Origin of the sequence: Allobosea sp. 2RAB26 (genome assembly GCF_052115465.1) — a bacterium.
Classification (GTDB): domain Bacteria; phylum Pseudomonadota; class Alphaproteobacteria; order Rhizobiales; family Beijerinckiaceae; genus Allobosea.
Genome location: NZ_JBFRGS010000002.1, coordinates 81116 through 108037, shown reverse-complemented (window position 1 = coordinate 108037; position 26922 = coordinate 81116). Strand labels below are relative to the sequence as shown.

Sequence of the window (26922 nt, the reverse complement as noted above, 5' to 3'; positions counted from 1 at the left end):
CCGGCAGAATGAAGGACGGTGTCGCTCTTCCCCATTTTCGTCTCTCGCTGCTCGGACGATTCGAGCTGGCAACGCGCGATGGCATCGTCCGGCTGCCGAGCCGGAAACTGTCGGGGTTGTTGGCCTATCTGGCCTGCACGGCGCCTCAACCCCAGCCGCGTGAAAGGCTGGCCCACCTGCTGTGGGGCTCGCATTTCGAGACACAGGCCCGACAGAACCTGCGGCAGGCGATTTTTCGGCTGCGTCGGATTTTAGGCCAGGAAACGCTCGTCAGTACCGACGACGAGGTCTGGCTCGCGCCCGGCGCGATCGATTGCGATGCTGTTCGCTTCGAGGCGTTGATCACCGAGGGCGGGGCTGCGTCGCTCGCCGCGGCCGCCGATCTCCACCGGGGTTCGTTTCTGGCCGACCTGAATATCGAAGAAGACGCGTGGCTGAGTTGGCGCGCCTCGCTGCGCGGGCGCCTCGAAGGCCTGGCGCTCGACGCCATGGTCAGCGAGAGCCAGGACGCGATGCGGGCGGGGAACGAGGAGGCTGCGCTCAAGGCGGCTCATCGGGCCATCCAGGTGAATGCCCTGCGTGAGGATGCGCATCGGGTCGCCCTCCAGGCGCTCGTCGCGATGGGACGCAAGGCCGAGGCGCTCAGGCATTATCAGGATCTCGCCGCGCTGCTGAGGCACGAACTCGGCGCGGCGCCCGATGCGGTCACGCAGGCGCTGGCAGCGGAGCTTCGCAGCGCAGCGCCGCCAAGTGTGCCAAGTGTTGCAAGCGCGCCGCGCGCGAGCGGCGAACGGCATCCCACAGCTTCCGGGACAGTAGAACCGCCTGTCGCAGCAGGGATCGTGGCGGCGCGAGACGGCGAGGCCCCGACGAAGGGGCTTCGCCCGGATGCTCTGGAGCAGCGCCAACTGACGATCCTGGTTTGCGATCTGGTCGGCGCGATCAGCCCCTCAGCGAGCCCCGATCCCGAAGATATCCACGATCTGATCGCCGCCTTCCACGCGACCGTCGCCGATGTCTCAACGCGATTTGGCGGCTTCGTCGCCCATTACCAGGGCCATGGCGTTGTCGTGTATTTCGGCTATCCGGCTGCCCATGAGCATGATGCCGAACGCGCCGTGCGCGCCGGCCTTGCTCTCCTTGCCGCCATCGGCAGCCTGACCGCGCCGTTGGCCGGGGCGCTGCAGGCAAGCGTCGGCATCGCCACCGGGCTCGTCGTCGTCGGGGAGAAATCGACCGCGGACAAGAATCGCCAGCATGTCGCGACGGGCGAGGCCCCGGCCCTGGCGGCGCGTCTGCAGGGCCGTGCGGCAGGGGGCGAAGTCGTCATTGCCGCGAGCACGCAGCAGCTTGTGGGCCGGCAGTTCGCCTGCCGGGCGCTCTCGGTCCGCAGTGGCGCGCAACAGCCGGAAGCATTGCAGGTCCTTGAAGCATGGCAGGTTCTTGAAGCGTGGCAGGTCCTTGGCGAGATCGCCGGGGTGAGCCGCTTCGATGCACGGCGCGGCGCCGTTCTGAGCCCGCTCATCGGCCGCGAGGAAGAGATCGCGCTGCTGCTTCGCCGCTGGGATCAGGCCGGTGCGGGGGAAGGGCGTGTCGTTCTGATCTCGGGCGAGCCTGGCATCGGCAAGTCGCGCCTGGCCGAGAGCGTGCCGGCCCGGACCGGCTCCGGGCCCGATTCCCTCCTGCGCTATTCCTGTGCTCCGCATCTTGCACAGAGCCCGCTGCATCCGTTCATTGCCCGTGTCCAGCAGGATGCCGGCTTCAGCCCCGACGACAGCGCCGGCGCGAGGCTCGACAGGCTGGAGGCGTTGCTCGCGCCGACATCGCTCGATATGCCGCGCGACGTGGCGCTCCTTGCCGAGCTGACCGGAGTGCCGCTGGAGGACCGCTCCCCCCCGCTGGCGGCCAGTCCGCAGCAGAAGCGCGAGATGACGCTCGGTCTGCTCCTCGACCAGATCGAGCGCGCCGCAGCCCGGAAACCGGTCCTGATCCTGTTCGAGGATGCGCACTGGCTCGATCCGTCGTCGCTCGATCTGCTCGAGCGCCTGGTGAGCCGCGCCGCCCGGCTGCCTCTGCTGCTGCTGGTCACCTGCCGGCCCCAATTCCAGCCCGGCTGGCTCGACCAGCCACATGTCACTGCGCTGTCGCTCAGCCGCCTTGGCCCGGGCGACAGCACCGGCATCATGCGCGGCGTCGCCGGGGACAGGGCGCTCCCCAATGCTGTCATCGGCCAGATCCTGTCGCGGGCGGATGGCGTGCCGCTGTTCATCGAGGAACTGACACGCTCGCTCCTCGAAAGCGGGCTGTTGCGTCAGACCGGGGACGGCTGGGTCCTCGACGGGCCCCTGCCGTCAGTGGCTATCCCGACGACGCTGCAGGCCGCGCTGGTGGCCCGGCTCGACCTGCTCGGCCCGGCAAGGGACGCAGCCATGATCGGCGCCGCGATCGGACGGGAGTTCTCCCACGAGCTGATCGCTGCGGTGTCGGGTCTTGCCGCCGCGGAGCTCGAGACAGCGCTCGCGCGGCTGCTGGAATCCGGCCTCGTCTCGCGCCGCAGTGCATCGTCAGGGCAAGGCTACGTCTTCAAGCACGCGCTCGTGCAGGATGCTGCCTATGCCACGATGCTCAGGAGCCGGCGACGCGACCTGCATGCGACGATCGCCCGGACGCTGATCGATCAGTTCCAGGCCTGGGTCGAAGACCAGCCCGAGCTCGTCGCTCACCATTTCACGGAAGCCGGGCTCGGCGGCGAGGCGGTCGGCTACTGGGTCAAGGCAGCCCGGCTGGCGCAGGCACGCTGGGCCAACCGCGAGGCCGCCGGGTTCTTCGAACAGGCCTTGCGTGTTCTGGCCACACTCCCGGAGACCCGGGAGACGCACGAGCAGGCCATCGATCTCCGGTTCGAATTGAAGGCATCGCTTCTTCCGCTCGGACAGTTCGAGCGCATCATCGGCCGTCTTCGCGAGGCCGAAAGCCTGGCCAGACGCCTGGACGATCAACACCGCCTGGCGCGGTTCGCCTTCCATATGTGCCAGACCCTGGCGCTGGGCGGCGATTCCGCGGAAGCCGCGGGTTTTGGCCAGCAGGCGCTGGCGCTGGCGGATTCGCTTGGCGACGTCCCACTCCAGATGGCGGCGACCCTGTTTCTCGGGACGGCCTGCTTCTCGACGCTTGAGTTCCCCCAGGTCGAGCCGCTCTTCGTGCGAGCGCTGGAGTTGCTCGATCGTCAGCCCCGCTTCGAGCGATTTGGTCTCGCTGGATATCCAGCCGTGACGGTCCGTGCTTTCCTGGCGCGGATCCATGCCGAGCAAGGCAGGTTCGAGCAGGGCATCCTGCATGGCGAGGAGGGCATTCGCATCGCGCTGGCGGTCGATGATCCGCTCGGCCTGACGATCGCCTATTGGTGTCTCGCCGACCTCCTGGTCATTCGCGGCGAGTTCGCCGAAGCCATAACGCGGTTGGAGCGCGCTTGCGTCGTGGCCCGCGAGTTCGACCTGCCCTTCATGGCCGCGGGCAGTACGGGCACGCTCGGCTATGCCTATGCCCTGCTGGGGCAGACCGAGCGAGGCCTGCCTCTGCTGGAGCAGGCGCTGAGCGCTCTGGAAGCCATGGGGCATCGCTTTGGCCAGGCCCTGTTCCTGGTGCCCCTCGGGGATGCGCATTTGCTCGCCGGCCAGCATGCGGACGCTCTCAGATATGCTGGACGGGCTCTGGCCACGGCGCGGGAGAATGGTCAACGTCGTGGCGAGGCAGGGGCCCTCCATCTGCTTGGCGACGTTCTGGTCCGCACCGAATCCATAGGACAGGCCGAAATTCACTACCGCGAGGCGCTCGCGCTCGCGACGGAACTTGGGCTGGGCTCGCTTGTCGCGCGCTGCCATCATGGCCTCGGAAATCTGCACCTGCGCGCAGGCCGGCCGGCCGAGGCTCGCAACCAGCTCGAGATCGCCACGACGATGTACCGCGAGATGGGCATGCGCTTCTGGCTGGATCAGGCCACTGAAGCGGCGGATCAGTTGCCATAGCGGGCGGCCTCGGGGCCGGCTCACGGCATGAAGGCCTGGCAGCGTGCCGGCCCTGGGGAGGCACTGCATCGCGACCGCGCGATCTCGCCGACCGCGCGACTGCGTGGTTCAGGCCGGCGCGATCGGGAGATGCGCCACTTGCGCGCCGACCTCGTAATAGGCCTCCCTGACGCCCCGGAAGGCCGGGATGGCCAGTTCGGATACCGGCAAGGGCATGCCGGCGAGATCGATCTCGCCAAGGATGAGCCGGGCAAGTTCGCGCCCGAAGACGGTGCCCGGCGCGATGCCGCGGCCGTTATAGCCGCTGAACCCGATCGCGTTCGGTCCGTAGCTGTGCAGTCGCGGCAGATGATCCGGCGTCATGCCGATCTTGCCGTACCATTCCGTTTCAAGCTCGAATTCGCCAAGTTGCGGAAACAGCTTCCGGATATGCCGCTTCACCCAGGCGCGATGAACGCTCAAGCCGGTCCCGCGCAAAGCGCCGACGCTGCCGACGATCAGGCGCCCCTCCGCATCGAGCCGGAACCCGCTCAGGATGGTCTTGGTGTCCCAGCCCGCGCCGCCATGCGGCAGGATGGTCTTGCGGATATTGTGGCCGAGCGGCGCCGTCGAGACGTGAAAATAGGGCAGATGCACCTGCTCCTCGCGGATGTTGGCGGTCGCGCCTGTCGAATAGGCGTCGGTCGCCAGGATGAGCCAGTCGGCGCTGACGCTGCCGCCGGCGGTCTTGACCTTCCAGGCGTTGCCGCTGCGCTCGAAGCCGGTCACCGCGCTGCCGGTGTGGATGGTCGCGCCTTCGGTGATCGCGGCGCCCGCCAGGCCGCGGGCATAGGCCAGCGGCTGGATCGTGCCGGCGCGCGGGTCGAACAGCGAGCCGGTATAGCCCGCAGCCCCGGTCCTCGCCTGCGTATCGCCGGCACTCAACAGCTCGACCTTGGCGCCGAGCTTGCTCCACTGCGCCTGGCGGGCCTGGAGCTGCTTCAGGCCGCTTGCGCCGACGGCGCAATGATAGGTTCCGCGATGGTCGGCCTGGCATTCCATGCCATAGCGTTCCGTGAGCGCGAAAACCTCGCGCGGCGCTTCGCCGAGCAGTCCGATCAGGCGGTTGCCATGACCCGGGCCGAGCGTGGCGATGAGATCGTCGGGCATCACCCAGAGGCCGGCATTGACGAAGCCCGAGTTGCGGCCGGACGCGCCGAAGCCGATCTCGACCGCCTCCAGGACCATGACCTTCTTGCCGCCCCTGGCGAGATGGAGGGCGGCCGAGAGCCCGGTATAGCCTCCGCCGACAATGACGACGTCGGCGGATGCGGCTTCGCCCAGGACCGTGGTCTGCGGGGCAGGAGGGGCCGAGAGCTCCCAGAGCCCGTGCGAACGCTTGTCCCTTAGCATTGAATCGGCTCCGCTCTGTCAGGTCCGTGAATGGCTTGGTGCAGGCGCAACATTGTGCAGGCGCGGAGGGCGCCCGCAGATGTCAGGCCTTCGCTTCGTCGTCGGGGTGGCCCATCTCGCAGAACTTGCCGCCGAGATAGCGGCCCGTCGGAGACTTGGGGTCGAGAGCCGGCGCATTCGCCTCGACCTTGCCGCGAAACGGCTCCGAGCTGTCCTGCGGGTGATAGCCGAGATGGTTGGCGCCGCTATTGTCGACCGCCTTCACCGTGTTGTCCGAGGTGCCGAAGGAGATGGTGTGGCCGACGAAAGGCGCCGTCAGCGAGGCTTCGACGAGGCGCACGCAGTCGGCGAAGGAGAGATAGGACCACAGCATCCGCCGGTCGACGGGCTCGGGGAAGGACGAGAAGATGCGCAGGCACGCCGTCTCGATGCCGAACTTGTCCCAATAGAGCCGGCTCAGGCTTTCCACGAAGGTCTTGCCGACGCCGTAGAGGCAGTCCGGCCGAACCGGCGCATCGACCGATATCTGCGCGCCGATCTCATGGAAGCCGATCGCATGGACGGATGAGGCATAGACGACGCGTTTGATCCCGTGTTTCCGGGCGCCCTCATAGATGTGGTAGGAGGCGCGAATACTGGAATCGAGGATGGTCTGCCAGTCCCGCTCGGTCGGCGCGCCGCCGAAATGGACGATGGCATCGCAGCCCTCGGTCGCAGCGATCGTCGCCTCCATATCCGCAAGATCGAAGATCGCCTGTTCCTCATGGGAGCCAAGCGGGCCGAGCGGCTCGCGATCGGCGACGCGGATCGTCCCGGCGAGATGCGCAAGCCCGGTGCGAAGATGAGAGCCGAGGCGGCCGGCCGCGCCGGTGATCAGGATGCGGTCGTAATGGGGCATGCGGTCCTCGCGTCGTCACAGGCTGACCGCCGCACCAGGCCGGCGCGGCGGCGATGGGGAGAATAGGCGTTCCGGATCTCGTGGCACCGGGTCATCCGGGGGAGGGTAGTTCGCCGCGCTTCAGTCCGGCTTCGACTGCCGCGATCTCGGCGTCGCTGACGTCATATGCGGCCTTGGCCATCTCGGCCGAGACATAGCCGAGCGCAAGGTCGCGCAGCACCGCGAAGCGACTGCGCTCGGCGGCCGGGCCGTAACCGGCGCCACCGGGAAGCGACAGCATGACCTTGCGACCCTCGGGAACGGCCTGGCGCCCCTTGCCGGCCATGGCGGTGCCGTCGTCAAGGCGGATTTCGGTCGCGCCACCATCGGCCCCGCCGAGGCGCCCGCGCGGCGGATGCTTCACGCGGTCGAACATTGCGGACATGTCGAAGACATGGCCCTCGACCGCGCCGACCTCCATGAACTGGCCGAGCCCGCCGCGGAAGCGGCCGGCGCCGCCGGAATCGGGCCGCAATTCCTTGCGCCAGATGATGATCGGGCCGGCATGCTCGGTTGCCTCGATCGGCATGGTCATGACGCCTGAGGGGAAGGCGGTGGTGTTCATGCCGTCGAGCGTCGGGCGTGCGCCCGATCCGCCGCAATTGAACATCAAGACCTCGGCGCGTCTCGCGCCGGAAAGACGCGCGGCCTCCGAGGCCGGACGCAGCGAGACCTGGAAATTGCAGAGCGGTCCTGCGCCCTCGGCCGGAACGGTCCTGGGCAGGAGCTTGTCGAGCGCATCATAGACCGTGTCGGGGATGAGATGGCCGATGACATGGCGTAGCGCGACGGGCGCCGGATGCAGCGCGTTGACGATGGTGTTCTCCGGAGCCGTGATGCGGAAGGGCTCGAGGGAGGCCGCATTATTGGGGATCTCGGGCGCAATCGCGCATTTCAAGGCATAGCAGGCATAGGCCTTGGAATAGACCATCGGGCAGTTGATGCCCTTGGGGTCGACGCCCGACGAGCCCGCGAAATCGACGCAAACCTCGTCCGCGCCGATCGTGACCTTGACCTTGAGCAGGATCGGCGTGGCGAAGCCGTCGCTGAGCATGGCGCCCTCGGCTGCGCCGGGCTTGAGCGCCGCGATCTTCTCCAGGGTCGCGCGGCGCGAGTTCTCGAGGATGAAGTCGCCGACCTGCTCCAACCCGTCGAGGGCGAATTCGTCGAGCATGCCGGTCAGCCGGCGATGGCCGACATCGTTGCAGGTCGCCAGCGCGAAGATGTCGCCGACGACTTGGTCGGGCTCGCGGATATTGCCGCGCACCAGCCTGACGAAGGGCTGGTCGACCTTGCCGCGGTCGGCGAACTTCATGATCGGGATATAGAGGCCTTCCTCATAGACGGAGTTGGCGTCCGCGCCGAAGCCGCGGCCGCCGATATCGACGACATGGGCCGTGCAGGCGAAGAAGCCGACATGCCGCCCCCGGTAGAAGGAGGGCGTCACGACCGTGATGTCGTGCAGGTGCCCGGTCCCCATCCAGGGGTCGTTGGTGATGTAGATATCGCCTTCGAGGATGTTGCCGGGGCCGATCTCGCGGATGAAATGCGCGACCGCGTCGGCCATGGCGTTGACATGGCCCGGCGTGCCGGTCACGGCCTGGGCCAGCATCAGCCCGGCCCGGTTGTAGACGCCGGCCGAGAGGTCGCCTGCCTCGCGCACCGAGGTCGAGAAGGCCGTGCGGATCAGGGCCTGGGCCTGCTCCTCGACGATCGAGATCAGGCGGTTCCACATCACCTGCAGCGAGACGGTGGAGAGCGTCATCATGGTCAGGCCTCGATCATGTCGGCGAGACGGGCTTCCACCGCGTCGGTGCTCTGCTTGAAGACTTCGATGCAGCCATCCGAGCGGCAGGTCGCCGCGCAGCCGGCCGGCACGATGATCGTGGTTTCGTCCTCGACGATGACGCAGGGGCCCGTCACGATCCGGCCGATCGCGACCTCCGAGCGCGCGAACACGCCGGCCGTCACCCGAACGCCGAGCGCGGGATCGAAGACTTCGCGCTGTGCGGTCGCCGTCAGCGGTGCCAGGGCGCCCAGCCCCTCGGCCCGCACCGGCACCGTCTTCGCCGTGCTCGCATTCACCGCCCAGACGGTGATCTCTATGTCCAGACCTTGGACGGTCCTTGAGAACAGCTTGGCGTATTCGGCCTCGAACAGGTCGCGATAGGCATCGATCGTCGGTGCGGCCCGGCTCACATCGATCGGGATTTCCCAGCCTTGGCCGACATAGCGCATATAGACCTTGGTCTCGACGCTGAGCGGCGCCTGCGCGTCGCAGGAGCGGACGAAGCTCGTGGCCTCGCTTTCGAGTTCTGCGAGCAGGCCGCGGACCAGCGAAGCGTCGAAATCCGCCAGGCGCATATAGACGCTGCGCGTCGCCTCGAAGCTGAACGGCGCCCGCAGGAAGCCGATGGCCGAGCCGACACCGGCCCCGGGCGGCACCAGCAGGCGCGCGATGCCGAGCTTCTCGCAGAGCCGTCCGGCATGGAGCGGCGCCGCGCCGCCGAAGGCGATCATTGTATAGCCGGAGAGATCTTCGCCATTCTCGACGGCGTGGACGCGGGCGGCATTCGCCATGTTCTCGTCGACGACCTCGACGATGCCGAAGGCGGCGGTTTTGCCGCTCATCCCGAGCCGCTCGCCGATCGCAGCCGTCACGGCTGTGCGCGAGGCGGCTGTGTCCAGCACCATGCTGCCGCCGGCGAAATTGGCGGGGTCGATCTTGCCGAGCAGGAGGTCGGCATCGGTCACCGCGGGCCGTGTGCCGCCGCGACCATAGCAGGCGGGGCCGGGCTCCGAGCCGGCGCTCTCCGGCCCGACGCGGATCTGGCGCATCGAATCGACCTGGGCCAGCGAGCCGCCGCCAGCGCCGATCTCGACCATGTCGATCACCGGGATCGAGATGGGCATGCCCGAGCCCTTCTTGAAGCGGTAGCTCCGTGCCACCTCGAAGACCCGGCTCGTCTTCGGTGTCTGGTTCTTGATCAGGCAGATCTTGGCCGTCGTCCCACCCATGTCGAAGGAGAGCACCCGGTCGAGGCCGAAGCGCGCGGCGACATCGGCGGCATAGATCGCGCCGCCGGCCGGGCCGGATTCGACGAGGCGAACCGGGAACTCCGCCGCCCCTTCGAGCGACATGATGCCGCCGCCGGAATGCATCAGGAAGATCGGGCAGTCCGCACCTTCGCCAGCCAGTCTTGCGGCCAGGCTGGCGAGATAGCGCTTCATCATCGGCTTGACATAGGCATTGGCCACCACCGTGTTGAAGCGCTCGTATTCGCGCATCTGCGGCGAGACCTCCGACGAGATCGAGACCGCAAGACCCGGCATCCGCTCCAGCAGCACCTCGCGGACCAGCCGCTCATGGCTGGGGTCGAGATAGGAATGGATCAGCCCGACCGCGACGCTCTCATAGCCCGCTTCTGCGATCTGCTCGGCCAGCGCGACGATATCCGCGCGCCGGAGCGGGATCAGCGTCTTGCCGCTGGCCGCGACGCGCTCGCGCAGCGTGTAGCGCCGGTTGCGCGGCAGCAGGGGCTGGGGCAGCGTCAGGTTGAGGTCGTATTGCTCGAACCGGCTTTCGGTCCGCATCTCGATCACGTCGCGAAAACCTTCGGTCGTGATCAGCGCCGTCTTCGCGCCGCGGCGTTCGATCAGGGCGTTGGTCGCAAGCGTCGTGCCGTGGATGATCCGGCCGATGGAGGCGGGCGTCACGCCCGCCTTGGCGCAGACGCGGTGCATGCCCTCGATGATGGCGCGCTCGGGTGCGTCATAGGTGGTCAGCACCTTGGCGGAGTAGCTATCGCCCCCGATTTCCAGCACGACATCCGTGAAAGTGCCGCCGATATCGGCGCCCAGATTGCCTAGGGAGGATGCACCGCCGCTCATCGAAACCACCTTTCAGTGCAAGGAGATGCCCGGCGCTGCGGGAGAGCCGGACCTGCAAAAAGATGGCCGCGATCGATGATCACGTCTAATTATTTGATTGTCTCGTGATGATAGAAAATATTGATCCTGTGGCGCGCTCCGTGGCGGCGCAGACCGGGGTTCTCGATGCAGATCACGCTCAAGCAGATCGAAACCTTCGTCCGGCTGGCCTCGCTCAGGAATTTCCGCCGCGTCGCCGAACAGATGAACACGACGCAGCCGAATATTTCGGCGCGGATATCGGCGCTCGAAACGGTCCTGAACCTGCGCCTGTTCGAACGCGATGCCGGATCGGTCGTGCTGACGGATCAAGGCAAGAGCGTGCTGCCGCTCGCGGCGCGGGCGCTCGAGGCGACCGAGGCGCTGCTCCAGGCGGGCGATGCGGCGAGCCGGCAATCCATCCTGAAGCTCGGCGTCGCGGAAACCGTGGCCCAGACCTGGCTGCATCGCTTCCTGCGCGAGATGGCCGTGCGCTTCCCCGAGGTCGTGGTCGAGCTGAGTGTCGACCTGACCTTCAATCTCCAGCGCAACCTCATGGACGGCTCACTCGACATCGCCTTCCTCAACGGGCCGATCTCCGACCTCTCTGTCACCAATCTGCCGCTGGGGACGGTGGCGCTGCCCTGGGTCGCTGCCCCCCGGTTTGCCGCAGCCTTGCCCGATCCCGTCGGGGCCGATGACCTCGCCCGGTTTCCGATCCTGACCCATGCCAAGAACACGCGGCCCTATGCGGAGGTCGTCGACTACTTCAAGCGCAACAGCAGCCGGCTCAGCCGCCCGGTCTCGTCGAGCAATCTGGCGGCCTGCCTGAACATGACGCTGGACGGCCTCGGCATCGCGACCTTGCCGTCGCCGCTGGTCGAGCGCTTCGTCGAATCCGGGGAACTCGTCGCCCTCAACTGCGATTGGGTGCCGACCCCGATGAGTTTCACCGCATCCTATGTGACGATGCCGGCGCGGCCGATCGTCGAGGCCGCGGCGGAACTCGCCGTCGCGGTCGCCGACTGGAAGCCGAACGCGGCCTGACCGGTTGATCGTCAATGCTGAGACCAGGTCGGCTGCGCCCGTGCGATGAACGAACTCCGGCGTCGCGCGTTGTCCAACGGCGTGAGCGTTCGGGAGAAATGATGGATGAGGGGAAGCAGGAACTCCGGCGGGCATTCAAGCACATCGAGCGGGAGGTTCCAGAGCGGTTCTCAGCGACATTGCGTTGGCTGCGGCACCCGGCCTCGCGTTGGGTTCGACTGCCCGTGGGGCTTCTCCTGATCGTCGGCGGCATCTTCTCGATCTTACCCGCGCTCGGGCTTTGGATGCTGCCTCTTGGCCTGTTGCTGATCGCCGCAGACTTCCCGCCATTGAGAAAGCCGATGGCGCGCTTTGCTCTTGCCACAGTGAATCTATGGATCAGGCTGCGGGCGTGGTGGCAACGACGACGCAATCACGCTCCCTGATGCGGGCCGGGACGTTGCGCCCGATTTCGACAGGCGGTCGAGGCTGACTTCATACGGTCGTTGCTGGGGCGACGCGCCGCGAGTCTGCACTGGCGTCTCGGACGCGAGCCAGGAACCAGCCGACATCCATAATGGTCCCCGTGACGTTTCCGCAGTCAGCGGAAACGTCGAGTGATCGCACAAATCCAGCGATGCGCGGCCAGCGTCCGGCCGTCATGTGGCGATCGAACGACGATTCAGGTCGCTACCGAAAGAACGCGAGGAGGATGATGAGCGGAAGAGGAATGGCGAGCATCCAAAGCAAAATACCGCGACCCATGATGATCTCTCCCGGTGGAGGCCTTTGAACCGCACCCAGAGAGAGTGTTCCGGAAGGGTCGCTGACCGGCGGACGTTTGGCGACTGCCGACGTGGAAAAGCCTACTCCCTGCGATGCGCTAGAGGGGCCGGCCCAACAGCTTCGCGACCGCGGCCGAGCGTGAACCCGCCTTTGCAACGGCCATCTTCAATTGCTCAAGGCTCACGCCCCATTTTTGGGTCCAGTATTTGACCTCGTGAGGTTCATTCAGATTGATGCGGGCGCGGTCTTGCGCGTCGCGGTTGGTAAGATCGTCCGGCATGGTAACCTCCTTGGAGCCCCATGGAACCGCAATGTCGCAACGATGTTCCTCAGCGACGAACGCTTCCTGTGGCGTTCTGGCTCGGCCTGGCGGCTGAAGCGCACTCGTACGCAAGGGCGCCTCGCTCTGGTGCGGTAACGAGCGACTGGGCGTGATTCTGCGCGGGCTCAAATGGACTCGCGGATTCTTGATGGATCAGCCGGTGGGAACAAAGGACTTGAACAGCGGTTCCCCTTTTCGTGGAGACGACTGCGCCGGCCATCGGATCGTCGATCGAATTGTTGGCCAGACAATCCGAAGAAGGGAGGCACTCTCTTCTGACACATCTTTCGAGCATCGAATGAAAGCTCGATCAAGCGTTCAATATTAGGATATGCGCACGAGGTAGGTAGACGTTTTCATGGATACACCGTCTGAAACCTATCGGCTTGCGCTTCCCTGGTACAAGCAGTCGGATTTCGATGAACTCTGGGCGCTTGCGGAAGACCGAGCAGTTTTGCCGCGGTCCTACTCCGAGTGGCACCAGCGTGCTTCGGGCGTCTATTCCCGGTTCTTGAACGCGGGAATGGCAATCCAGATCGTGACGGTTCGGCGCCCCCCGCTCCTGAAATGGCTCTCGGATCATGGGCTGCGCAACACGTCGGCAGCGCGGCGGCTCTATGTCGAGGATTGCGCCGTCGCACGGGCGAGACTGGCCCAGGGATCAGCCATGGCGTGGGTTACGCTCTCGGACCAGTGACCGTCTCGAGATCGACTGAGACCGCGTTCCGACCGGCCCTTTGGTGTGCTAGATGGAGGACGACGTCATGGTGAAAGACGGACACGGAAACCCTCTTCCCCCCGAGCAGGATTTTACATCCCGAACCGATACCCGCCCGTCCGAGGAGGGACTGGCGGACGAGACATCTGACCTGATCACACGGACGGCGCAGAATCATGGGGTCGCCGTCGACGTTGTGGAGGCGGCGTTGGCAGCGCTTCGTCGAGGTCGGGGGACGATGGCCCAGTTTTCTCACCCTGCCTTCGGCGGCATGGCCCAATGGTCGACCGGCGGAATGAGCATGATCGGTGACATGTTCAATGCTGCGACCAAGGCAAAATTCGACGGTGTTCTTGGGGATCTGGCGGACGCGCTTCGGCGCGGCGAAGCCGCGATGGAAGCGCCACATGCCGCAAACGAAGCCGAGGCGCGGAAAGACCGGGAATCCAGGAAGTGGCCAGCAGAATTTGGGGACGCGGCAACGGCTGGTAGCCAAAACGACATGCGGTATGCGTTCTTCCCGACAGCGCGGCGCCTGGTCATCGATGATGGAACTAGGCGAACGGTCTACGACACCGGCGAACACGTCATTTCGGGGGTTTCGCAACAACAGAGTTTCGACCGGACGCTGACCTTTCACAGCCAGCTCGGGGCGGTGAATCCAGGGGATCTCCCGGTCGTTCCTTAGCGCGGCAGCGACCGATCGCCGACGAGGGGACGGGAGTGGTGCGCCGTTCAAAAACAATGCTGCAGTGCGGGATCATTTCGAGCCGTGAACGGTTGGGCTCTCATGCGCAGTTGAAAGCGCCCGGCAGGGGATCTGCGCGTGAGAAATCCTTTTCGATCGCTGTTGAGAGCAACGCGCGCCGCAAACAGGAGCGCGGCCCGCTCAGCTGCCCTCATCCGAAAGCTGACAAAGCTGACAAAGCTGCCGAAGCCGGCACGCGCCAAGAAGACCACCAAAACGGCCAAACGGAGCGCGGTTCCGCCGCGCAGACCCGCGGCGGGCAGTTTCATCAGCGATCGATTCAGTGGAGCCAATGGCACACTGCGCTACAAGCTCTACACGCCCATTGGCTCAACCCGCAGGCGCTTGCCCCTGTTGGTCATGCTCCATGGTTGCACTCAATCGGCTTCGGACTTCGCGTCCGGAACAGGCATGAACGATGTCGCGGACGAACTCGGCTTCCTCGTGCTGTATCCCGAGCAGGCGGCGTCTGCCAATATGGCACGCTGCTGGAACTGGCATCGGCCTGCCAATCAAAAGCGGGGCTCCGGCGAACCCGCGATGATCGCGGCGCTGACGCGAAACGTGCTCACCCTCTGCAGGGGTAACCCCACGCGCGTGTATATTGCGGGCATCTCCGCGGGAGGCGCGGCAACCGGCGATCGCTGGCGCGGCGTATCCCGATCTCTATGCCGCCGTAGGCGTCCATTCCGGCCTCTCGGGCGAGGCCGTCAGCGGCCTGACGCAAGCCCGCCTGGCCATGCGGCAGGGGCCAGGATCAAATCCTCCGGCTCCGACCGGACAGATCGCCCAGCCGCCTCCGACGATCCTCTTTCACGGCGATCGCGACACGACGGTACATCCGGCGAATGCGGACGGCTTTGTCCATCGATTGCGACAGTCCTGCGGATCGACGCTTGCGGTCGAGACCCGCACCGGACGATCTGATCGAGGGCGTGATTTCACCCGAACAAGCTACCGTCCCCTTGGCGGCGATGTCCTGCTGGAGACATGGCTTGTCCATGGTACTGGACACGCCTGGTCCGGCGGCAAAGTCTTTGGGGCGCACACGGACAGTGCCGGACCCGACGCCTCCAAGGAGATGGCGCGCTTCTTCCTCGTTCGAAGGCTAAAGATCAAGACGGCGCTACGTGCACCCGAGGCCCGACGACCGGCCGCTTCCAAAGGGAAGAGCTTCAGTCCGGCTTTAGGCCTGATACGCGTCCTGACGCAGGTCCGTCGGCGCAGCCGGGAAGCGGACCTCTGTCATGGTCGGGCTGGCATGCCACCAAACCCGTCCACTCGCAGAATCCCGAGTGTTCCACCGCCATCGCAAGGTCCATCGCCACCGCAATCAGTTCTTCTTCACGGGACGCCCAGGGTCGAGGGCGCTCGGTGAACTGGAGGGCTTTGGATCGCCCTTTGCTGGCGCAGCGACATTCGCATCCGCCGCCGGCTTCGCCCGATCGTCCGTGGGTATGCCTGTCCCCGGCCGTGGGCGGCTATCGCTTGTCCTGCCGGGCTGTCCGGTCGGCTTGTCTTGATCTGCCTTCGCCATGTCGACCTCCGTTGCGGTCCAGCGTTCGGTCCGCTCACCCAAGAGTTCCATGCTCGCCCGATATATGACGCCGCCATCGTCCCGGCGGACGCTGACCACGAACAACCGACAGTCGCCGTTTGGCATCACCGCGCGGGCCATGTCGGGCAAGGCGTCCAAAGCCGACAGCCGCGCTTCTCCGTCGCTGGCAAGTTCGATTCCGTCCTCGTCGATATCGACGAAGTCGCCATCCGTGCTGTCGAAGAAATAACGGCTCATGCTCCGCTCCTGGCGAAGGAGAGATGGGCGGGCTCCTGTTTGAGAACGTGCCAGAACACTGCCCGTTCCCGGTCGGGGGAAGGGAATGCGAATTTTGTTAGGGCGCTCCCGCCTTTTCCGCGGAGTGGGCCGCTCGGCGAGGGCGTTGGGTCAGGGGATCAGCGCGTCGCGGAGCAGGCTTGTCGCGAGCGCCAGCATCATCGCGCCGATGCCGAGGTCGAGAACGCGCCAGGAGGCGGGCCGGGACAGGAGCGGGGCGAGGAAGCGCGCGCCGAAGCCAAGCGAAGCGAACCAGGCAAAGCTGGCAATCGCCGCGCCGGCCATGAACGGAGGCCGCTCGATCGGCGGAAGGCTCGTCCCGACGGCCCCCATGAGCATGACCGTGTCGATATAGACGTGAGGGTTGAGGAAGGTGAAGGCGGCGGTGCCGGCCAGCGCTGCGCCGAGCGTCATGCCGCCTTGTTGCTCGACAAGGAGGACGGAAGGGTTGGCGGCCCGCCTGAGCGCCGAAACGCCGTACCAGCTGAGAAAGGCCGCGCCACCCAGGCTGAGGACGAGCGACAGGCCGGGAATGAGGGCGAGTGCGCTGCCGAGGCCGCTGACGCCTGCCACGATCAGCGCAGCGTCGGCCGCCGCGCAGAACAGGACGATAGGCCAGACATGCTCCCGTTTGAGCCCCTGGCGCAGCACGAACATGTTCTGGGCGCCGATGGCCATGATCAGGCCGGCGGAAAGGGCAAAACCCTTGGCGAAGGCGGGCAAAAGAGAGGGCAAGAGAGAGGGCATGAGAGAGCTGGTCATGCCGGCCTTGATGCGCGCGACTGCCGATGTAGTCTAGCTAAAGAAGCTAATCATGAATTAGGCAAGTTAATGCTGGACTATGCGTCCCTGGCGGCCGTCGCTGCCGTCGCCCGCGAGGGCAGTTTCGAGAAGGCCGCAGTGGCGCTCGGCGTCACGCCATCGGCTGTGTCCCAGCGTGTGAAGGGGTTGGAGGAACGGCTCGGCGCGATCCTGCTGACAAGGGGCGTTCCCTGTCGCCCGACCGAGATCGGCGCCAAGCTCTGCGCCCATGTCGAGCAGGTTCGGCTGCTCGAAGGCGAAGTCGTCCATGATCTGCCGGGACTGGCGGTTCAGGAGCCCGGCGCGACCACGGTCAGGGTCGCCGTCAATGCCGACAGCGTCAGCACCTGGTTTCCCCGGGCGGCGGCACAGTTCGCGGCGCAGACCGGTGCGATGCTCGACCTCGTCATGGATGATGAGGCCCATACGGCCGAGCGGCTGCGCACGGGAGAGGTTCTGGCGGCTGTGACGGCCGATCCCGCCCCCGTTCCCGGTTGCAAGATCTATCCGCTCGGCGCCATCGACTATGTGGCGACGGCCAGCCCCGGCTTCATCAGCCGGTTCTTTCCCGACGGCGTCGATGCCGCGAGCCTTCAGGAAGCGCCGATGCTGCGCTTCGACCGTCGCGACGAGTTGCAGGCGCGCTGGGTGCGGCAGTCCTGGGGGACGCCGGTTTCGCCCCCCGTCCATTGGATACCCTCGACCCAGGGCATGCTGGACATGACGCTGGCCGGGTTGGGCTGGTCGATGACGCCGCTGCCGCTGGCAACGCCGCATCTCGATGCCGGTCGCCTGGTGGAACTGCCGCCGCATCGGCCTATCTCGGTCACGCTGTACTGGCAGCGCACGCGGCTGGCCGCGCGACTGCTCGACCGGCTGACGCATTGCGTCCGGTCGATCAGCGCGCTCGAACTGGCCAGGGCCGGAAACGAAGGACGCGGGCCGGGCAGCTGCCCCGCCGAACGGCCCTAAAGCATCGGCCCGAAAAGTGGATCGCGGTTTTCGGTAAAGCCGATGCAAACACGGCATGATGATCCGACCGGCCGGCGGCGTTCGCGGCCTATCCCCCGATCAGGCCTGAGCGCATCAGCTTCTCATAGGCGGTGATGACATGCTCGGGGACGGGGTTCACGCCGTCCTCGCCATAGGCATAGCGCCGGCTGAGATAGCCGCGTGCACCCATCAGGATATGGACGATGACCTCCAGCTCTTCGTCGCTGTAGTCGCCGATCTTGCCGGGGCCGCGTGCGCGCTTGAGCAGCCGCACATAGGCCGCGGAGATATTGTCGAGATGCTGCTGGTAGCCGAGCGGCGCGAAAACCTCGGCCTCGTTCAAGATGCGCAGGAATTCAGGTGTATCCTGCAGGAATTCGAAGAAGGCGCGAAAGCGGGCGACCTCCTTCTCGAGCTCGGAGGCTGACGCCTCGATCTTCTCGCGGATGAAGTCGACCATGTGCTGGCCGATGACCGGCAGCAATTGCTCGAGCAGTTCCTGCCGGTTCTCGAAATGATTGTAGAAGGTGCCCTGCGCCACGCCCGCAAGGTCCGTGATGCGGGCCACCGAGGCCTCGGCATAGCCGGATTTGCCGACGACCTTCGCCGCGGCGCCGAACAGGCGGCGTTTGACGTCGTCATTCTTCTCGCTGCGGGTCAGCTTCGGGCGTTTTGCGCTGCTGCTCGCACGGGCTTGTGTCGTCATGCGGTCTCGTATCCGGGGCTCTTGGGCTGACGTGTGATCAAACTCGCAGATCGGGCTAGGATCGCAACTCGTCGCGGAGGACCCGCTTCAGGATCTTGCCCGATGGATTGCGCGGCAGGCTTTCCCGCAGGATCAGCTGGCGCGGGGCCTTGAAGGCGGCGAGCCGGCTGCGGCAATGGGCGGCGAGCGCATCGAGGGTGAGGGCGCTGCCGGGCTCGAGAACGACGAAGGCAACCGGCCTTTCGCCCCAGCGTTCGTCGGGCGCGCCGATCACCGCGACCTCGCGCACCTGCGGCAGCTCGAAGATGGCGCGCTCGACCTCCGAGGAGGCGATATTCTCGCCGCCGGAGATGATCATGTCCTTCATGCGGTCGGTCAGATAGAGGAAGCCGTCCGGGTCGAGATAGCCCATGTCGCCGCTGCGGAACCAGTCGCCGTAGAACGCGGCTTCGGTCTTGGCCGCATCGTTCCAGTAGCCGCTGGTGATCTTGGCGCCGCGCAGGCAGATCTCTCCGGTCGCGCCCGGCGGCAGGACCCTGCCGGCCTCGTCCCTGATCTGGATTTCGACATGGGCAAGCGCCCGGCCGACAGAGCCGATCTTCTCGATCTCGCGACCTGCCTCCATCAGCGTATCGCCGCTGCAGGTTTCCGTCAGGCCGTAGGCGTCGATATAGCGGGCATTGGGGAAGGCGGCGCTGAAGCTGCGGATGCGCGCCTCGGGCGTGCGCTCGCCACCGCCGATGACCCAGCGCAGGCTGGACAGATCCTGGCCTGCCTCTTCCGTGGCTGCGAGCATCGCGCTCATCATCACGGGGGCGAGCCAGGCGCAGTTCAACCGTTCCCTGGCAATCGCCTGGAGCGCGGCAACCGGCGAGAACTCGCGCTGGATGCACAGGATGCCGCCGACCCAGAGCACGGCCAGGCCCGGCAGGTCGAAGGCTCCGACATGGTAGAGCGGCCCGACGACGAGAAGCCGGTCCTCATGGGTGAGGCTGAGCGCCACGATATGGTCGCTGCATTTCCAGTAGAAATTCTCGTAGCTGTGCATCACGCCCTTGGGGCGGTCCGTGGTCCCCGACGTGTACATCAGCCGAAACAGGTCGGACGGCTTGCGCGGCACCGGATCGGCAGGCGCAGCCCCGGGGCCGAGCCGTGTGCTGTCGGCGCGCGCTGCCGCATCGACCAGGACGACCGGGCCGGCCTCGCGGGCCGAGGCCGCAAGCTCCTCATCCGCGATCAGCAGCCTGGCGCCGGAATCCTCGACGATGTAGCGCACCTCGTCGGCGGAGAGGCGGAAATTGATCGGCAGGAAGACGGCGCCGAGATGCCCGACCGCGATCGCCAGCTCGACGAAGGCGGCGCTGTTCTTCATCAGCACGGCGACGACATCGCCAGCCCCAATGCCGCGCGCGGCAAGCCAGCCGGCGCTCCGCGCGACCCGCCCGGCAAGCGCGCCATAGGAGATGTGGGCCTCGTCGAAGATGACAGCGGTACGGTCCGGCGTCCGGCTCGCGTGGTAGCGGACGAAGCTCGAGAGATTGATCATTCCACCCTCTTGGCAAAGCTCGCGAGGCCTCGCCATCTCCTTTTTCTGATTTATGACTCGTAATTCATTTTTCTCTTGACGTCACCCCGGCGGCTGCCGAATATCGCTGCAAGAAGCGCGCGCCGCACAGCGGCGCCGACAAGATGCCGCCTTCCGGATCAACCCGGAAAGGAAACGGCCAAAGGCCCCAGGGAGAAGCGTGATGACCAAGACACCGTCCTCGCAGATGAATCGGCGCGCCGTTCTGGCGCTGACGGCCGGAGCCGCTGGCGTGATGGCTGCGCCCTGGGTCGCTCGCGCCCAGGCCAAGGCCGTCAAGGTGGGCATGCCGACCATTTTGTCGGGGCGCGTCGCCCAGCTCGGTACATCGTCGCGCAATGCCGCGCAGATGGAGGTCGAGAAGGCCAATGCCGCCGGCGGGCTTGCCGGCCGGCCGATCGAGCTCGTGGTGCGCGACACCAAGGGGCAGCCGCAGGAGGCCGCCCGCGTCGCCCGCGAGCTGGTCAATTCCGACGGCTGCGAGATCCTGATCGACGCGGAAGCCTCGACCGGCGCCTTCGCCGTCCATGAGGTGGCGCGCGATCTCGGCGTTCTCTGCATTCACAGCAATTCCGAAACCTCGTCCCTGACGGCCGATCCCAAGCTCAAACTGCCGAACGCCTTCCGTTGCGCGCGCCAGGGCATCCATGATTCCGTCGCGGGCGGAACCTATGCGGCCGAGATCGTCAATGCCAAGGGGCTGACGCGCTGGGCGACCTGCTCGCCGGACTACGCCTACGGCCGCGACACCACCGCCGAATTCGTGATGTATCTCAAGCGCTTCGCGCCCAAGGCCGAGGTCGTCGCGGAATCCTGGCCGAAGATCTTCCAGCCCGACTATACCGAGTCGATCACCAAGCTGCTGCAGGCCAAGCCGCAGGCGCTCTATTCCTGCCTCTGGGGCGGTGACCTGACCTCCTTCATCGACCAGGCCGGCATCTATGCGCTCTTCGCGCAGATGCAGTTCTTCGCGGTCAACATGGCCGATTACACCGCGCTGACCACGGTCAAGAACCTGCCGCCCGGCATCCATTCCGGCAATCGCTACATCAAGACCTTCCCGGCGACGCCCCAGAACGCCGCCTGGGGCGACGCTTATCGCGCGAAATATGGCGAGTACCCGACCAACTGGGCCTGGCAGAATGCCTTGGCGGTCAATTTCCTCGCCGCTGCCGCGAAGAAGGCGAATTCGGCCGACGGCAAGAAGCTGGCCGAGGTCCTGCGCGGCTTGACGATCGAGTCGCCCTTTGGCGCCGAGGGCAAGGTCACGATGCGGGCCGACGACCAGACGCTCGTCGACTATGCCGTCGGCTGGGGCACGACGATCGCCAAGGAGCCCTATGTTCCCGAGATGAAGAGCGTGTCCTGGCAGCGCATCTTCGAGCTCGAGGCCGAGTGGAAGAAGGACAAGGGCTTCGTCTGAAGCCCGTCCTGATCCGTCGGGGTCGACCCGACGCCTGCGTCCCATCCGATCCGGCCGCGCCCTGGCGCGCGGCCCGGCCCATTTCCTCCCGGCGAGCGCGCGATGGACCTCAACGCCCTGACGGACTGCCTGTCCTCGTCATCCTGCCTCGTGACGCAGGCGACGAGCGGCTTCATAATCGGGATGCTGCTCTTCCTCGTCGCGGTCGGGCTGACGCTGATCTTCGGCGTAATGAAGATCGTGAACTTCAGCCATGGCGCCTTCTACATGATCGGCGCCTATCTCGCGATGACGGTGTTCCAGGCGACGCAGAGCTATGCGCTCGCACTGCTCGGTGCCGCGGTCGGGACCTGCCTGATCGGGATCGTCATCGAGCGCTTCTTCATGCAGCGCATCTATGGCGGCAACGTCCTGATGCAGCTGCTCGTCTGCTACGCGCTGGTGCTGATCCTCGACGATCTCGTGCGGATCGTCTGGGGGCCGGAATTCCGCGCCATGGGCATGCCGCCGGCCTTCCAGGTGCCGCCGCTCTTCATCATGGGCGGGGTCGTTCCGCCCTTCTATCTGTTCCTGATTGCGGCGGCCCTGCTGATGGCGGGGGTGCTCGGCCTGGCCATCGCCAAGACGAGGATCGGCAAGACGATCCGCGCGGCTGCTCACAACCCGGCGATGGTTTCGGTGCTGGGCATCAATACCGGCCTGCTCTTCACGGCCCTGTTTGCGCTCGGCTGCCTGCTCGCGGGTCTCGCCGGCGGGCTCGCTGCGCCTGTCCGTTCGCTGACGCCGGGCATGGGCTTCTCGATCCTGATCGAGTCCTTCATCGTCACCGTGATCGGCGGCATGGGCTCGATCATGGGCGCGCTCGTCGGCGCGATCCTGATCGGGCTGATCAGGGCCTTTGGCGCGCTCGGCTTTCCGCTCTTCACCGAGGCTCTGATGTATCTTTGCATGGCGCTCGTCCTCATCGTGAAGCCGACCGGCCTGTTCGGACGCGAGGCGGCCTGAGATGACCCGTCCAGCCCTCCGCGACGCCGCGCTCGCCCTTGCCGGTTTCCTCGTCCTGGCCATCCTACCGCTCATCACCAGCAGCAGCGCGCTGATCGATTTCGTCATCCGCTGCGCCGCGCTCGGCCTGTTTGCGACCTCGCTCAACCTGCTCGTCGGCTATGGCGGCATGGTCTCCTTCGGCCATGGCCTGTTCTTCGGCATGGGCGCCTACAGCTTCGGCATCCTGATGCAGCGCACCGGCATGCCAATCCCGATCGCCGTCCTGCTGACGCTCTGCATCTCGGCGCTGGTCGCGCTCGTCGTCGGCGCGATCTGCGTGCGGCTGAAGGAGATCTATTTCGCCTTCGTGACGCTGGCTTTCCAGATGCTGGTCCACAGCATGATCATCGCCTGGGTGCCGGTCACCGGTGGCGACCAGGGCCTGCGCGGCGGCATCCCGCGCCCGGCCTTCCTCGGCATCAACCTCTCCGACCAGAAGCAGCTCTATCTGTTCAGCGCCGCGCTGCTGGTGCTCGGGCTCCTGGCGATGCGGCACATCGTGTCCTCGCCCTTCGGCTATGCGCTGCGCATGGTCCGCGACAACGCCACCCGCGCCGGCTTTCTCGGCATCAATGTCTATCGCACGAGGCTGACCGCCTTCGTTCTCGCCGGCGCCTTCGCCAGCCTCGGCGGCGTGATCATGAGCCTGTTCGTCTCGGGCGCCTATCCCGAGTTCGCCTTCTGGACGATGTCGGGCGAGGCCGTCTTCATCGTCATGCTCGGCGGCACGGCAAACTTCCTCGGGCCGCTGGTCGGAACCGGAATCCTGCTGCTGCTCAACGATTTCGTCACGCGCACGGCCGAGCATCACGGGCTCGTGCTCGGCTCGGTCATCCTGCTCTTCGCGCTCGGCCTGCGCAAAGGCCTGCTGGATTTCGTGATGGAATGGCTGGTGGCGCGGCGCACGCGCGGTGCCGCCACGCCTGCTCCCGTCGCAGTCAAGGGGACGTCGACATGACCGAGAAGACCATCGCCGTCGTCACCGGGGGCGCAAGCGGCATCGGCGCCGCCTGCTGCCGCGAACTGGCCAGGCGCGGCGCCCGGATCGTGATCCTCGACCGCGACCTGGCGCTGGCGGAAAGCGTCGCCGCCGAGCTCGGCGGGCACGCCGTCCAGGGCGATGTCGGCGACGAGGAGGGGCTACGGCGCGTCGCGGCGCGGATCGAGGCCGAGATCGGCCCGGTCGGGATCCTCGTCAACAGCGCCGGCGTGCTGCAGCCGCCGCTGCGGCCGACCGAACTGCCGATGGCGGTCTGGGACCATGTCATCCATATCGACCAGCGCGGGACCTATCTGGCCTGCGTCGTCTTCGGCGCCGCGATGCTGACGCGTCGCGCCGGCAGCATCGTCAACATCGCCTCGATCACCGGCTCGCGCTCGGTCCCGCTGCACGCCTATGCGCCGGCCAAGGCCGCCGTGATCGCGATCACGCGCGGGCTCGCCGCCGAATGGGGACCAGCCCAGGTCCGCGTCAACTGCGTCTCTCCGGGCTATACCCGCACGCCGGCATTGCAGGCCGCGATCGACAAGGGCGAGCGCGACATCACCAACCTCGTCGGCAGCGCAGCGCTCGGCCGTCTGGTCGAGCCCGAAGAGGTCGCGCGCGTCGTCGCCTTCCTGGCCTCGCCCGATGCGTCCGCGATGACGGGCATCGACGTTCCCGTCGATTGCGGCTGGCTCGCGGGCACCTCCTGGCACAGCTATGGCGGCTTCCGCGATCCGGGGAACGGCAGCGATGCTTGAGATCCGCAATCTGGTGAAGGCCTTTGGTGGGGTGCGCGCGACCGACGACGTCACGCTGACCTTCGAGACCGCCTCGCTGACCGCGATCATCGGGCCGAACGGCGCGGGAAAGAGCACCTTCTTCAACCAGCTTTCGGGGGCGATCCGGCCCGATAGCGGCGAGATCCGGCTCGATGGCCAGAACCTCGTCGGATTGAGCATCGGCGAGATCGTGCGGCGCGGGGTCGGGCGGGCCTTCCAGGTCGCGAGCATCTTCCCGTCGCTGACGGTCGAGGAAACCCTGCTGGCCGCGGTCTCCGCGCATCACCGCCACGCGGGCCGCCTCGGCACGCGTTTCCCGCTCGCCTCGACGCGCGCCCATGCCGGCCATTGCGTCGCGATGGTCGGGCTTCATGACAAGCGCCACATCCTCTCGGCCAATCTCTCGCATGGCGACCAGAAGCTGCTCGATATCGCGCTTGCCCTGGTGCTCGAGCCGCGCGTGCTCCTGCTCGACGAGCCGACCGCCGGCATGGGCCCCGAGGAGCGCTGGCGCGTCATCGACAAGGTCCATGAGCTCTGGGAACGGCAGAAGATGACCGTGGTCTTCATCGAGCACGACATGGACATCGTCTTCAAGATCGCCCCGTCGATCCGCGTCCTGAGCTATGGCCGGGTTCTGGCGGAAGGCACGCCGCAGCAGATCCGGACCAATCCGGCCGTGATCGAGGCCTATCTCGGCAGCGAGCATGAGGTGGCGGCATGAGCGGCGGTTCCGTCACCAGCCCTGCGGTCATTGAGCTGTCCGGCGTCGACGTCTTCTATGGGGCGAGCCAGATCCTGTTCGGCGTCGGTTTTTCCGTCGAACAGGGCCAGACCATGGCGCTGCTCGGCCGCAACGGCGCCGGCAAGAGCACGACGATGAAGGCGATCGCCGGTCTTGCCCCGCCGCGGCGCGGCAGTGTGCGCCTGAACGGCGCCGAGACGACGCGCCAGAAACCGCATCGCATCGCCTGCGCCGGGCTCGGCTTCGTGCCCGAGGACAGGCAGGTCTTTCCGCAGCACAGCGTCGAGGACAACCTGCTGATCGCGGCGAAGAAGGGGCCCGACGGGCGGGACGAGTGGAACCTCGAACGCATCTACGAGGCGTTTCCGCTGCTCGTGCCCCTGCGCCAGCGCATGGCCGGGCGCCTCTCAGGCGGCGAGCAGCAGATGCTCGCGATCGCCCGCATGCTGATGGGCAACCCCTCGGTGCTGCTGCTGGACGAGCCCAGCGAAGGCCTCGCGCCCATCATCGTACAGCGCATCGGCGAGCTGATCCGCACGCTGCGCCAGACCGGCGTCACGATCCTGATCGCCGAGCAGAACATGCATTTCTGCCTCGGCCTCGCCACCGATGCGACCGTGATCGACAAGGGCCAGATCGTCTTCAAGGGCTCGATCGCGGCCCTGAAGGCGAATGACGACATCCGCCAGCGTTATCTCGCGCTCTGATAGCCCAGGAGATTGCTCGTGCCGACGCTCACCCGCGAGATCGCCCGTTTTGTCGTGCAATTGCGCACGGAGACCCTGCCGCCCGAGGTTGTGGCCAAGGCCCGGTCCTGCCTCGTCAATGCGCTCGGCATGGCGGTCAACGGCTTCGACACGCCCTACGCGCCGGTGGCGCGCAAGGCCGCCCTGGCGCTCGATGGCGAGATCGCCCACGGGGCGACCCTGCTCGGCGATGGCAGGCGCAGCACGATCGGCGCTGCCTGCCTCGCCAATGCGGCGCTGTTCCATGGCCGGGCCCAGGAGGATACTTGCGGGGCGGCGCATTTCGGCACGATCCTGATCCCGATGCTGCTGGCGATGATCGAGGCCAGGGCCTATCCGCTTGCTAGGCTGCTTCCGGCGCTGGTCGCGGGCTACGAGGCTGGCGGCTTGCTGGAACAGGCCTTCGCCGGCCGCACGACGCCGGCCGGGTTCCGCTCCTCCGCGACCTATGGCACCGTTGCGGCTGCGGCTGCGGCCGGCACGCTGATGGAGCTTGACGAGGCGACGCTCGCGGCAGCGCTGGCCAATGCCGTCTCGTTCACCGGCGGCGTCCTGCAATCCTTTGCCGACGGCACCGACGAATGGCGCTACCAGGTCGGCATCGTCGCCCGCAACGGCCTGGCCGCCGCCGAGCTTGCCGCGGCCGGCTCGGTCTCCGCGCCGCATGCCGTGGAGGGCAGGGCGGGGCTCGCGCGCAGCTTTGCCGGGGTGGAGGCGCCGGCCGGTCTCGCCGCCAGCCTCGGCCGCGACTGGGCGATCCTGCGCGTCACCTTCAAGCCCTTTCCGGTTTGCGCTTTCAACCAGACGCCGGTGACCGGTGCGCTCGCCCTGCGCGAGGTGCTGGCTAGCAGGCCGCTCGCGGCGGTGCGCGTGCGGATGAACCCCTATGAGACCGGTTATGCCGGCATGGATGCGACCGGCCCGTTCAGCTCGATTTCAGGCACGCTGATGAGCATTCCGTTCTGCATTGCCACGACCCTGGTCCACGGCGCGCCGAGCACGCGGCAGATGACGACCTATGACGATGCCGCGGTGAATGCGCTGGTCGAGAGGATCGCGCTCGTCACCGATCCCGGCGTGCCGGTGCTCAGCGCAGTGCTCGAGGCCGACACGCTGGACGGCGAGACCCTGATCCATGAACAGCGGATGACGCCCGCCGACTATGCCTTCGATCGCGCGACCTTGCGTGAATTGCTCGGTCACATCGGCAGCGAGCAGGGGCTGCCGCGATCTCTGTTCGAGCGGATCGAGGCCGTCGTCGATGCCCTGCCGCATGGCGCCATCGCGGAGGTCGTCGGGCTCTTCTCGGAGATCGAAGGCCGGCGCCGGGCGGCGTAACGGCCCGGCGTGATCCACTTGGCGTGACCCGCTTCGCATCAACGTCCTGGCATCGAAGGAGTTGCATTCTCAAAAAA

At 66.6% G+C, this 26922-nt stretch carries 24 protein-coding genes and 1 pseudogene; 15 read left to right on the top strand and 10 right to left on the bottom strand.

Translation table 11 applies throughout. From position 1 onward, the window contains the following. The first annotated feature begins 8 nt into the window (after positions 1-8). The gene (locus tag AB4118_RS03615; RefSeq protein ID WP_441488437.1) at positions 9-4025 is read left to right on the top strand and encodes an AAA family ATPase; all 4017 of its coding nucleotides are present in this window, start codon (positions 9-11) and stop codon (positions 4023-4025) included. Positions 4026-4133: 108 nt separating this feature from the next. On the opposite strand, the gene AB4118_RS03610 is transcribed toward AB4118_RS03615, so the two are convergent. The 4 genes from AB4118_RS03610 to AB4118_RS03595 form a co-directional block, all read right to left on the bottom strand. Then, complete coding sequence (locus AB4118_RS03610; RefSeq protein ID WP_441488436.1) at positions 4134-5417, bottom strand: NAD(P)/FAD-dependent oxidoreductase; 1284 nt, start codon at positions 5415-5417, stop codon at positions 4134-4136. Between the two features lie 82 nt (positions 5418-5499). Further along, a complete protein-coding gene (locus AB4118_RS03605) occupies positions 5500-6315 on the bottom strand; it encodes an NAD-dependent epimerase/dehydratase family protein (protein WP_441488435.1) in 816 nt (271 codons plus the stop codon). A 91-nt stretch (positions 6316-6406) separates the two neighbouring features. Next, positions 6407-8128, bottom strand: coding sequence for a hydantoinase B/oxoprolinase family protein (locus AB4118_RS03600; protein ID WP_441488834.1), 1722 nt, complete (start codon positions 8126-8128; stop codon positions 6407-6409). Then, the gene (locus AB4118_RS03595) at positions 8125-10245 is read right to left on the bottom strand and encodes a hydantoinase/oxoprolinase family protein (protein WP_441488434.1); all 2121 of its coding nucleotides are present in this window, start codon (positions 10243-10245) and stop codon (positions 8125-8127) included. Before AB4118_RS03595 ends, AB4118_RS03600 begins: the two co-directional genes overlap by 4 nt. A 165-nt stretch (positions 10246-10410) precedes the next feature. On the opposite strand from AB4118_RS03595, the gene AB4118_RS03590 reads away from it, so the two are divergent. Both AB4118_RS03590 and AB4118_RS03585 read left to right on the top strand, forming a co-directional pair. Beyond that, positions 10411-11310 carry a LysR family transcriptional regulator gene (locus AB4118_RS03590; protein WP_441488433.1) on the top strand — a complete coding sequence of 300 codons (900 nt, stop codon included), beginning with the start codon at positions 10411-10413 and terminating at the stop codon, positions 11308-11310. A 101-nt stretch (positions 11311-11411) separates the two neighbouring features. Then, positions 11412-11735, top strand: coding sequence for a hypothetical protein (locus AB4118_RS03585; RefSeq protein ID WP_441488432.1), 324 nt, complete (start codon positions 11412-11414; stop codon positions 11733-11735). A 437-nt stretch (positions 11736-12172) separates the two neighbouring features. Here the strand turns inward: AB4118_RS03585 and AB4118_RS03580 are convergent, their stop codons facing one another. After that, entirely contained in the window at positions 12173-12355 is a 183-nt protein-coding gene (locus AB4118_RS03580) for a DUF3606 domain-containing protein (protein WP_441488431.1), read from the bottom strand. 400 nt (positions 12356-12755) lie between these two features. Between AB4118_RS03580 and AB4118_RS03575 the strand changes: the two genes are divergently transcribed. Both AB4118_RS03575 and AB4118_RS03570 read left to right on the top strand, forming a co-directional pair. Beyond that, positions 12756-13094, top strand: a complete 339-nt coding sequence (locus AB4118_RS03575) for a hypothetical protein (RefSeq protein WP_441488430.1) — start codon at positions 12756-12758, stop codon at positions 13092-13094. A 52-nt stretch (positions 13095-13146) separates the two neighbouring features. After that, positions 13147-13803, top strand: coding sequence for a hypothetical protein (locus AB4118_RS03570; protein WP_441488429.1), 657 nt, complete (start codon positions 13147-13149; stop codon positions 13801-13803). A 47-nt stretch (positions 13804-13850) separates the two neighbouring features. Here the strand turns inward: AB4118_RS03570 and AB4118_RS03565 are convergent, their stop codons facing one another. After that, complete coding sequence (locus AB4118_RS03565; protein ID WP_441488848.1) at positions 13851-14132, bottom strand: hypothetical protein; 282 nt, start codon at positions 14130-14132, stop codon at positions 13851-13853. Here AB4118_RS03565 and AB4118_RS03560 point away from each other — a divergent pair. Continuing rightward, positions 14017-14487, top strand: a pseudogene (locus AB4118_RS03560) (CE1 family esterase); the annotation flags it as partial. The gene AB4118_RS03565 and the pseudogene AB4118_RS03560 overlap by 116 nt on opposite strands. Continuing rightward, entirely contained in the window at positions 14468-15241 is a 774-nt protein-coding gene (locus tag AB4118_RS03555; protein ID WP_441488833.1) for a CE1 family esterase, read from the top strand. The pseudogene AB4118_RS03560 and the gene AB4118_RS03555, both read left to right, overlap by 20 nt. On the opposite strand, the gene AB4118_RS03550 is transcribed toward AB4118_RS03555, so the two are convergent. Next, positions 15197-15658 carry a DUF6894 family protein gene (locus AB4118_RS03550; protein ID WP_441488428.1) on the bottom strand — a complete coding sequence of 154 codons (462 nt, stop codon included), beginning with the start codon at positions 15656-15658 and terminating at the stop codon, positions 15197-15199. The two genes, AB4118_RS03555 and AB4118_RS03550, sit on opposite strands and share 45 nt — an antisense overlap. 150 nt (positions 15659-15808) lie before the next feature. Continuing rightward, positions 15809-16459, bottom strand: a complete 651-nt coding sequence (locus tag AB4118_RS03545) for a LysE/ArgO family amino acid transporter (protein WP_441488427.1) — start codon at positions 16457-16459, stop codon at positions 15809-15811. A 69-nt stretch (positions 16460-16528) separates the two neighbouring features. Here AB4118_RS03545 and AB4118_RS03540 point away from each other — a divergent pair, with 69 nt between their 5' ends. Further along, positions 16529-17470, top strand: a complete 942-nt coding sequence (locus tag AB4118_RS03540; protein ID WP_441488426.1) for a LysR family transcriptional regulator ArgP — start codon at positions 16529-16531, stop codon at positions 17468-17470. An 88-nt stretch (positions 17471-17558) separates the two neighbouring features. Here the strand turns inward: AB4118_RS03540 and AB4118_RS03535 are convergent, their stop codons facing one another. Then, entirely contained in the window at positions 17559-18197 is a 639-nt protein-coding gene (locus AB4118_RS03535) for a TetR/AcrR family transcriptional regulator (RefSeq protein ID WP_441488425.1), read from the bottom strand. A 55-nt stretch (positions 18198-18252) separates the two neighbouring features. Beyond that, a complete protein-coding gene (locus tag AB4118_RS03530) occupies positions 18253-19743 on the bottom strand; it encodes an AMP-binding protein (RefSeq protein ID WP_441488424.1) in 1491 nt (496 codons plus the stop codon). A 202-nt stretch (positions 19744-19945) separates the two neighbouring features. Here AB4118_RS03530 and AB4118_RS03525 point away from each other — a divergent pair, with 202 nt between their 5' ends. The 7 genes from AB4118_RS03525 (at position 19946) to AB4118_RS03495 (ending at position 26845) form a co-directional block, all read left to right on the top strand. Continuing rightward, entirely contained in the window at positions 19946-21205 is a 1260-nt protein-coding gene (locus tag AB4118_RS03525; protein ID WP_441488423.1) for an ABC transporter substrate-binding protein, read from the top strand. A 102-nt stretch (positions 21206-21307) separates the two neighbouring features. Then, entirely contained in the window at positions 21308-22210 is a 903-nt protein-coding gene (locus tag AB4118_RS03520) for a branched-chain amino acid ABC transporter permease (protein WP_113517917.1), read from the top strand. Position 22211: 1 nt separating this feature from the next. Further along, positions 22212-23210, top strand: a complete 999-nt coding sequence (locus AB4118_RS03515) for a branched-chain amino acid ABC transporter permease (protein ID WP_441488422.1) — start codon at positions 22212-22214, stop codon at positions 23208-23210. Beyond that, positions 23207-23995: an SDR family NAD(P)-dependent oxidoreductase gene (locus AB4118_RS03510; RefSeq protein WP_441488421.1), complete on the top strand. Its 789-nt coding sequence runs from the start codon at positions 23207-23209 to the stop codon at positions 23993-23995. The genes AB4118_RS03515 and AB4118_RS03510 overlap by 4 nt, the downstream gene beginning before the upstream one ends. Beyond that, positions 23988-24740: an ABC transporter ATP-binding protein gene (locus AB4118_RS03505; RefSeq protein WP_441488420.1), complete on the top strand. Its 753-nt coding sequence runs from the start codon at positions 23988-23990 to the stop codon at positions 24738-24740. The genes AB4118_RS03510 and AB4118_RS03505 overlap by 8 nt, the downstream gene beginning before the upstream one ends. Next, a complete protein-coding gene (locus AB4118_RS03500) occupies positions 24737-25468 on the top strand; it encodes an ABC transporter ATP-binding protein (RefSeq protein ID WP_441488419.1) in 732 nt (243 codons plus the stop codon). The genes AB4118_RS03505 and AB4118_RS03500 overlap by 4 nt, the downstream gene beginning before the upstream one ends. Positions 25469-25486: 18 nt before the next feature. Beyond that, a complete protein-coding gene (locus AB4118_RS03495; RefSeq protein WP_441488418.1) occupies positions 25487-26845 on the top strand; it encodes an MmgE/PrpD family protein in 1359 nt (452 codons plus the stop codon). The last annotated feature ends 77 nt before the right edge of the window (positions 26846-26922 follow it).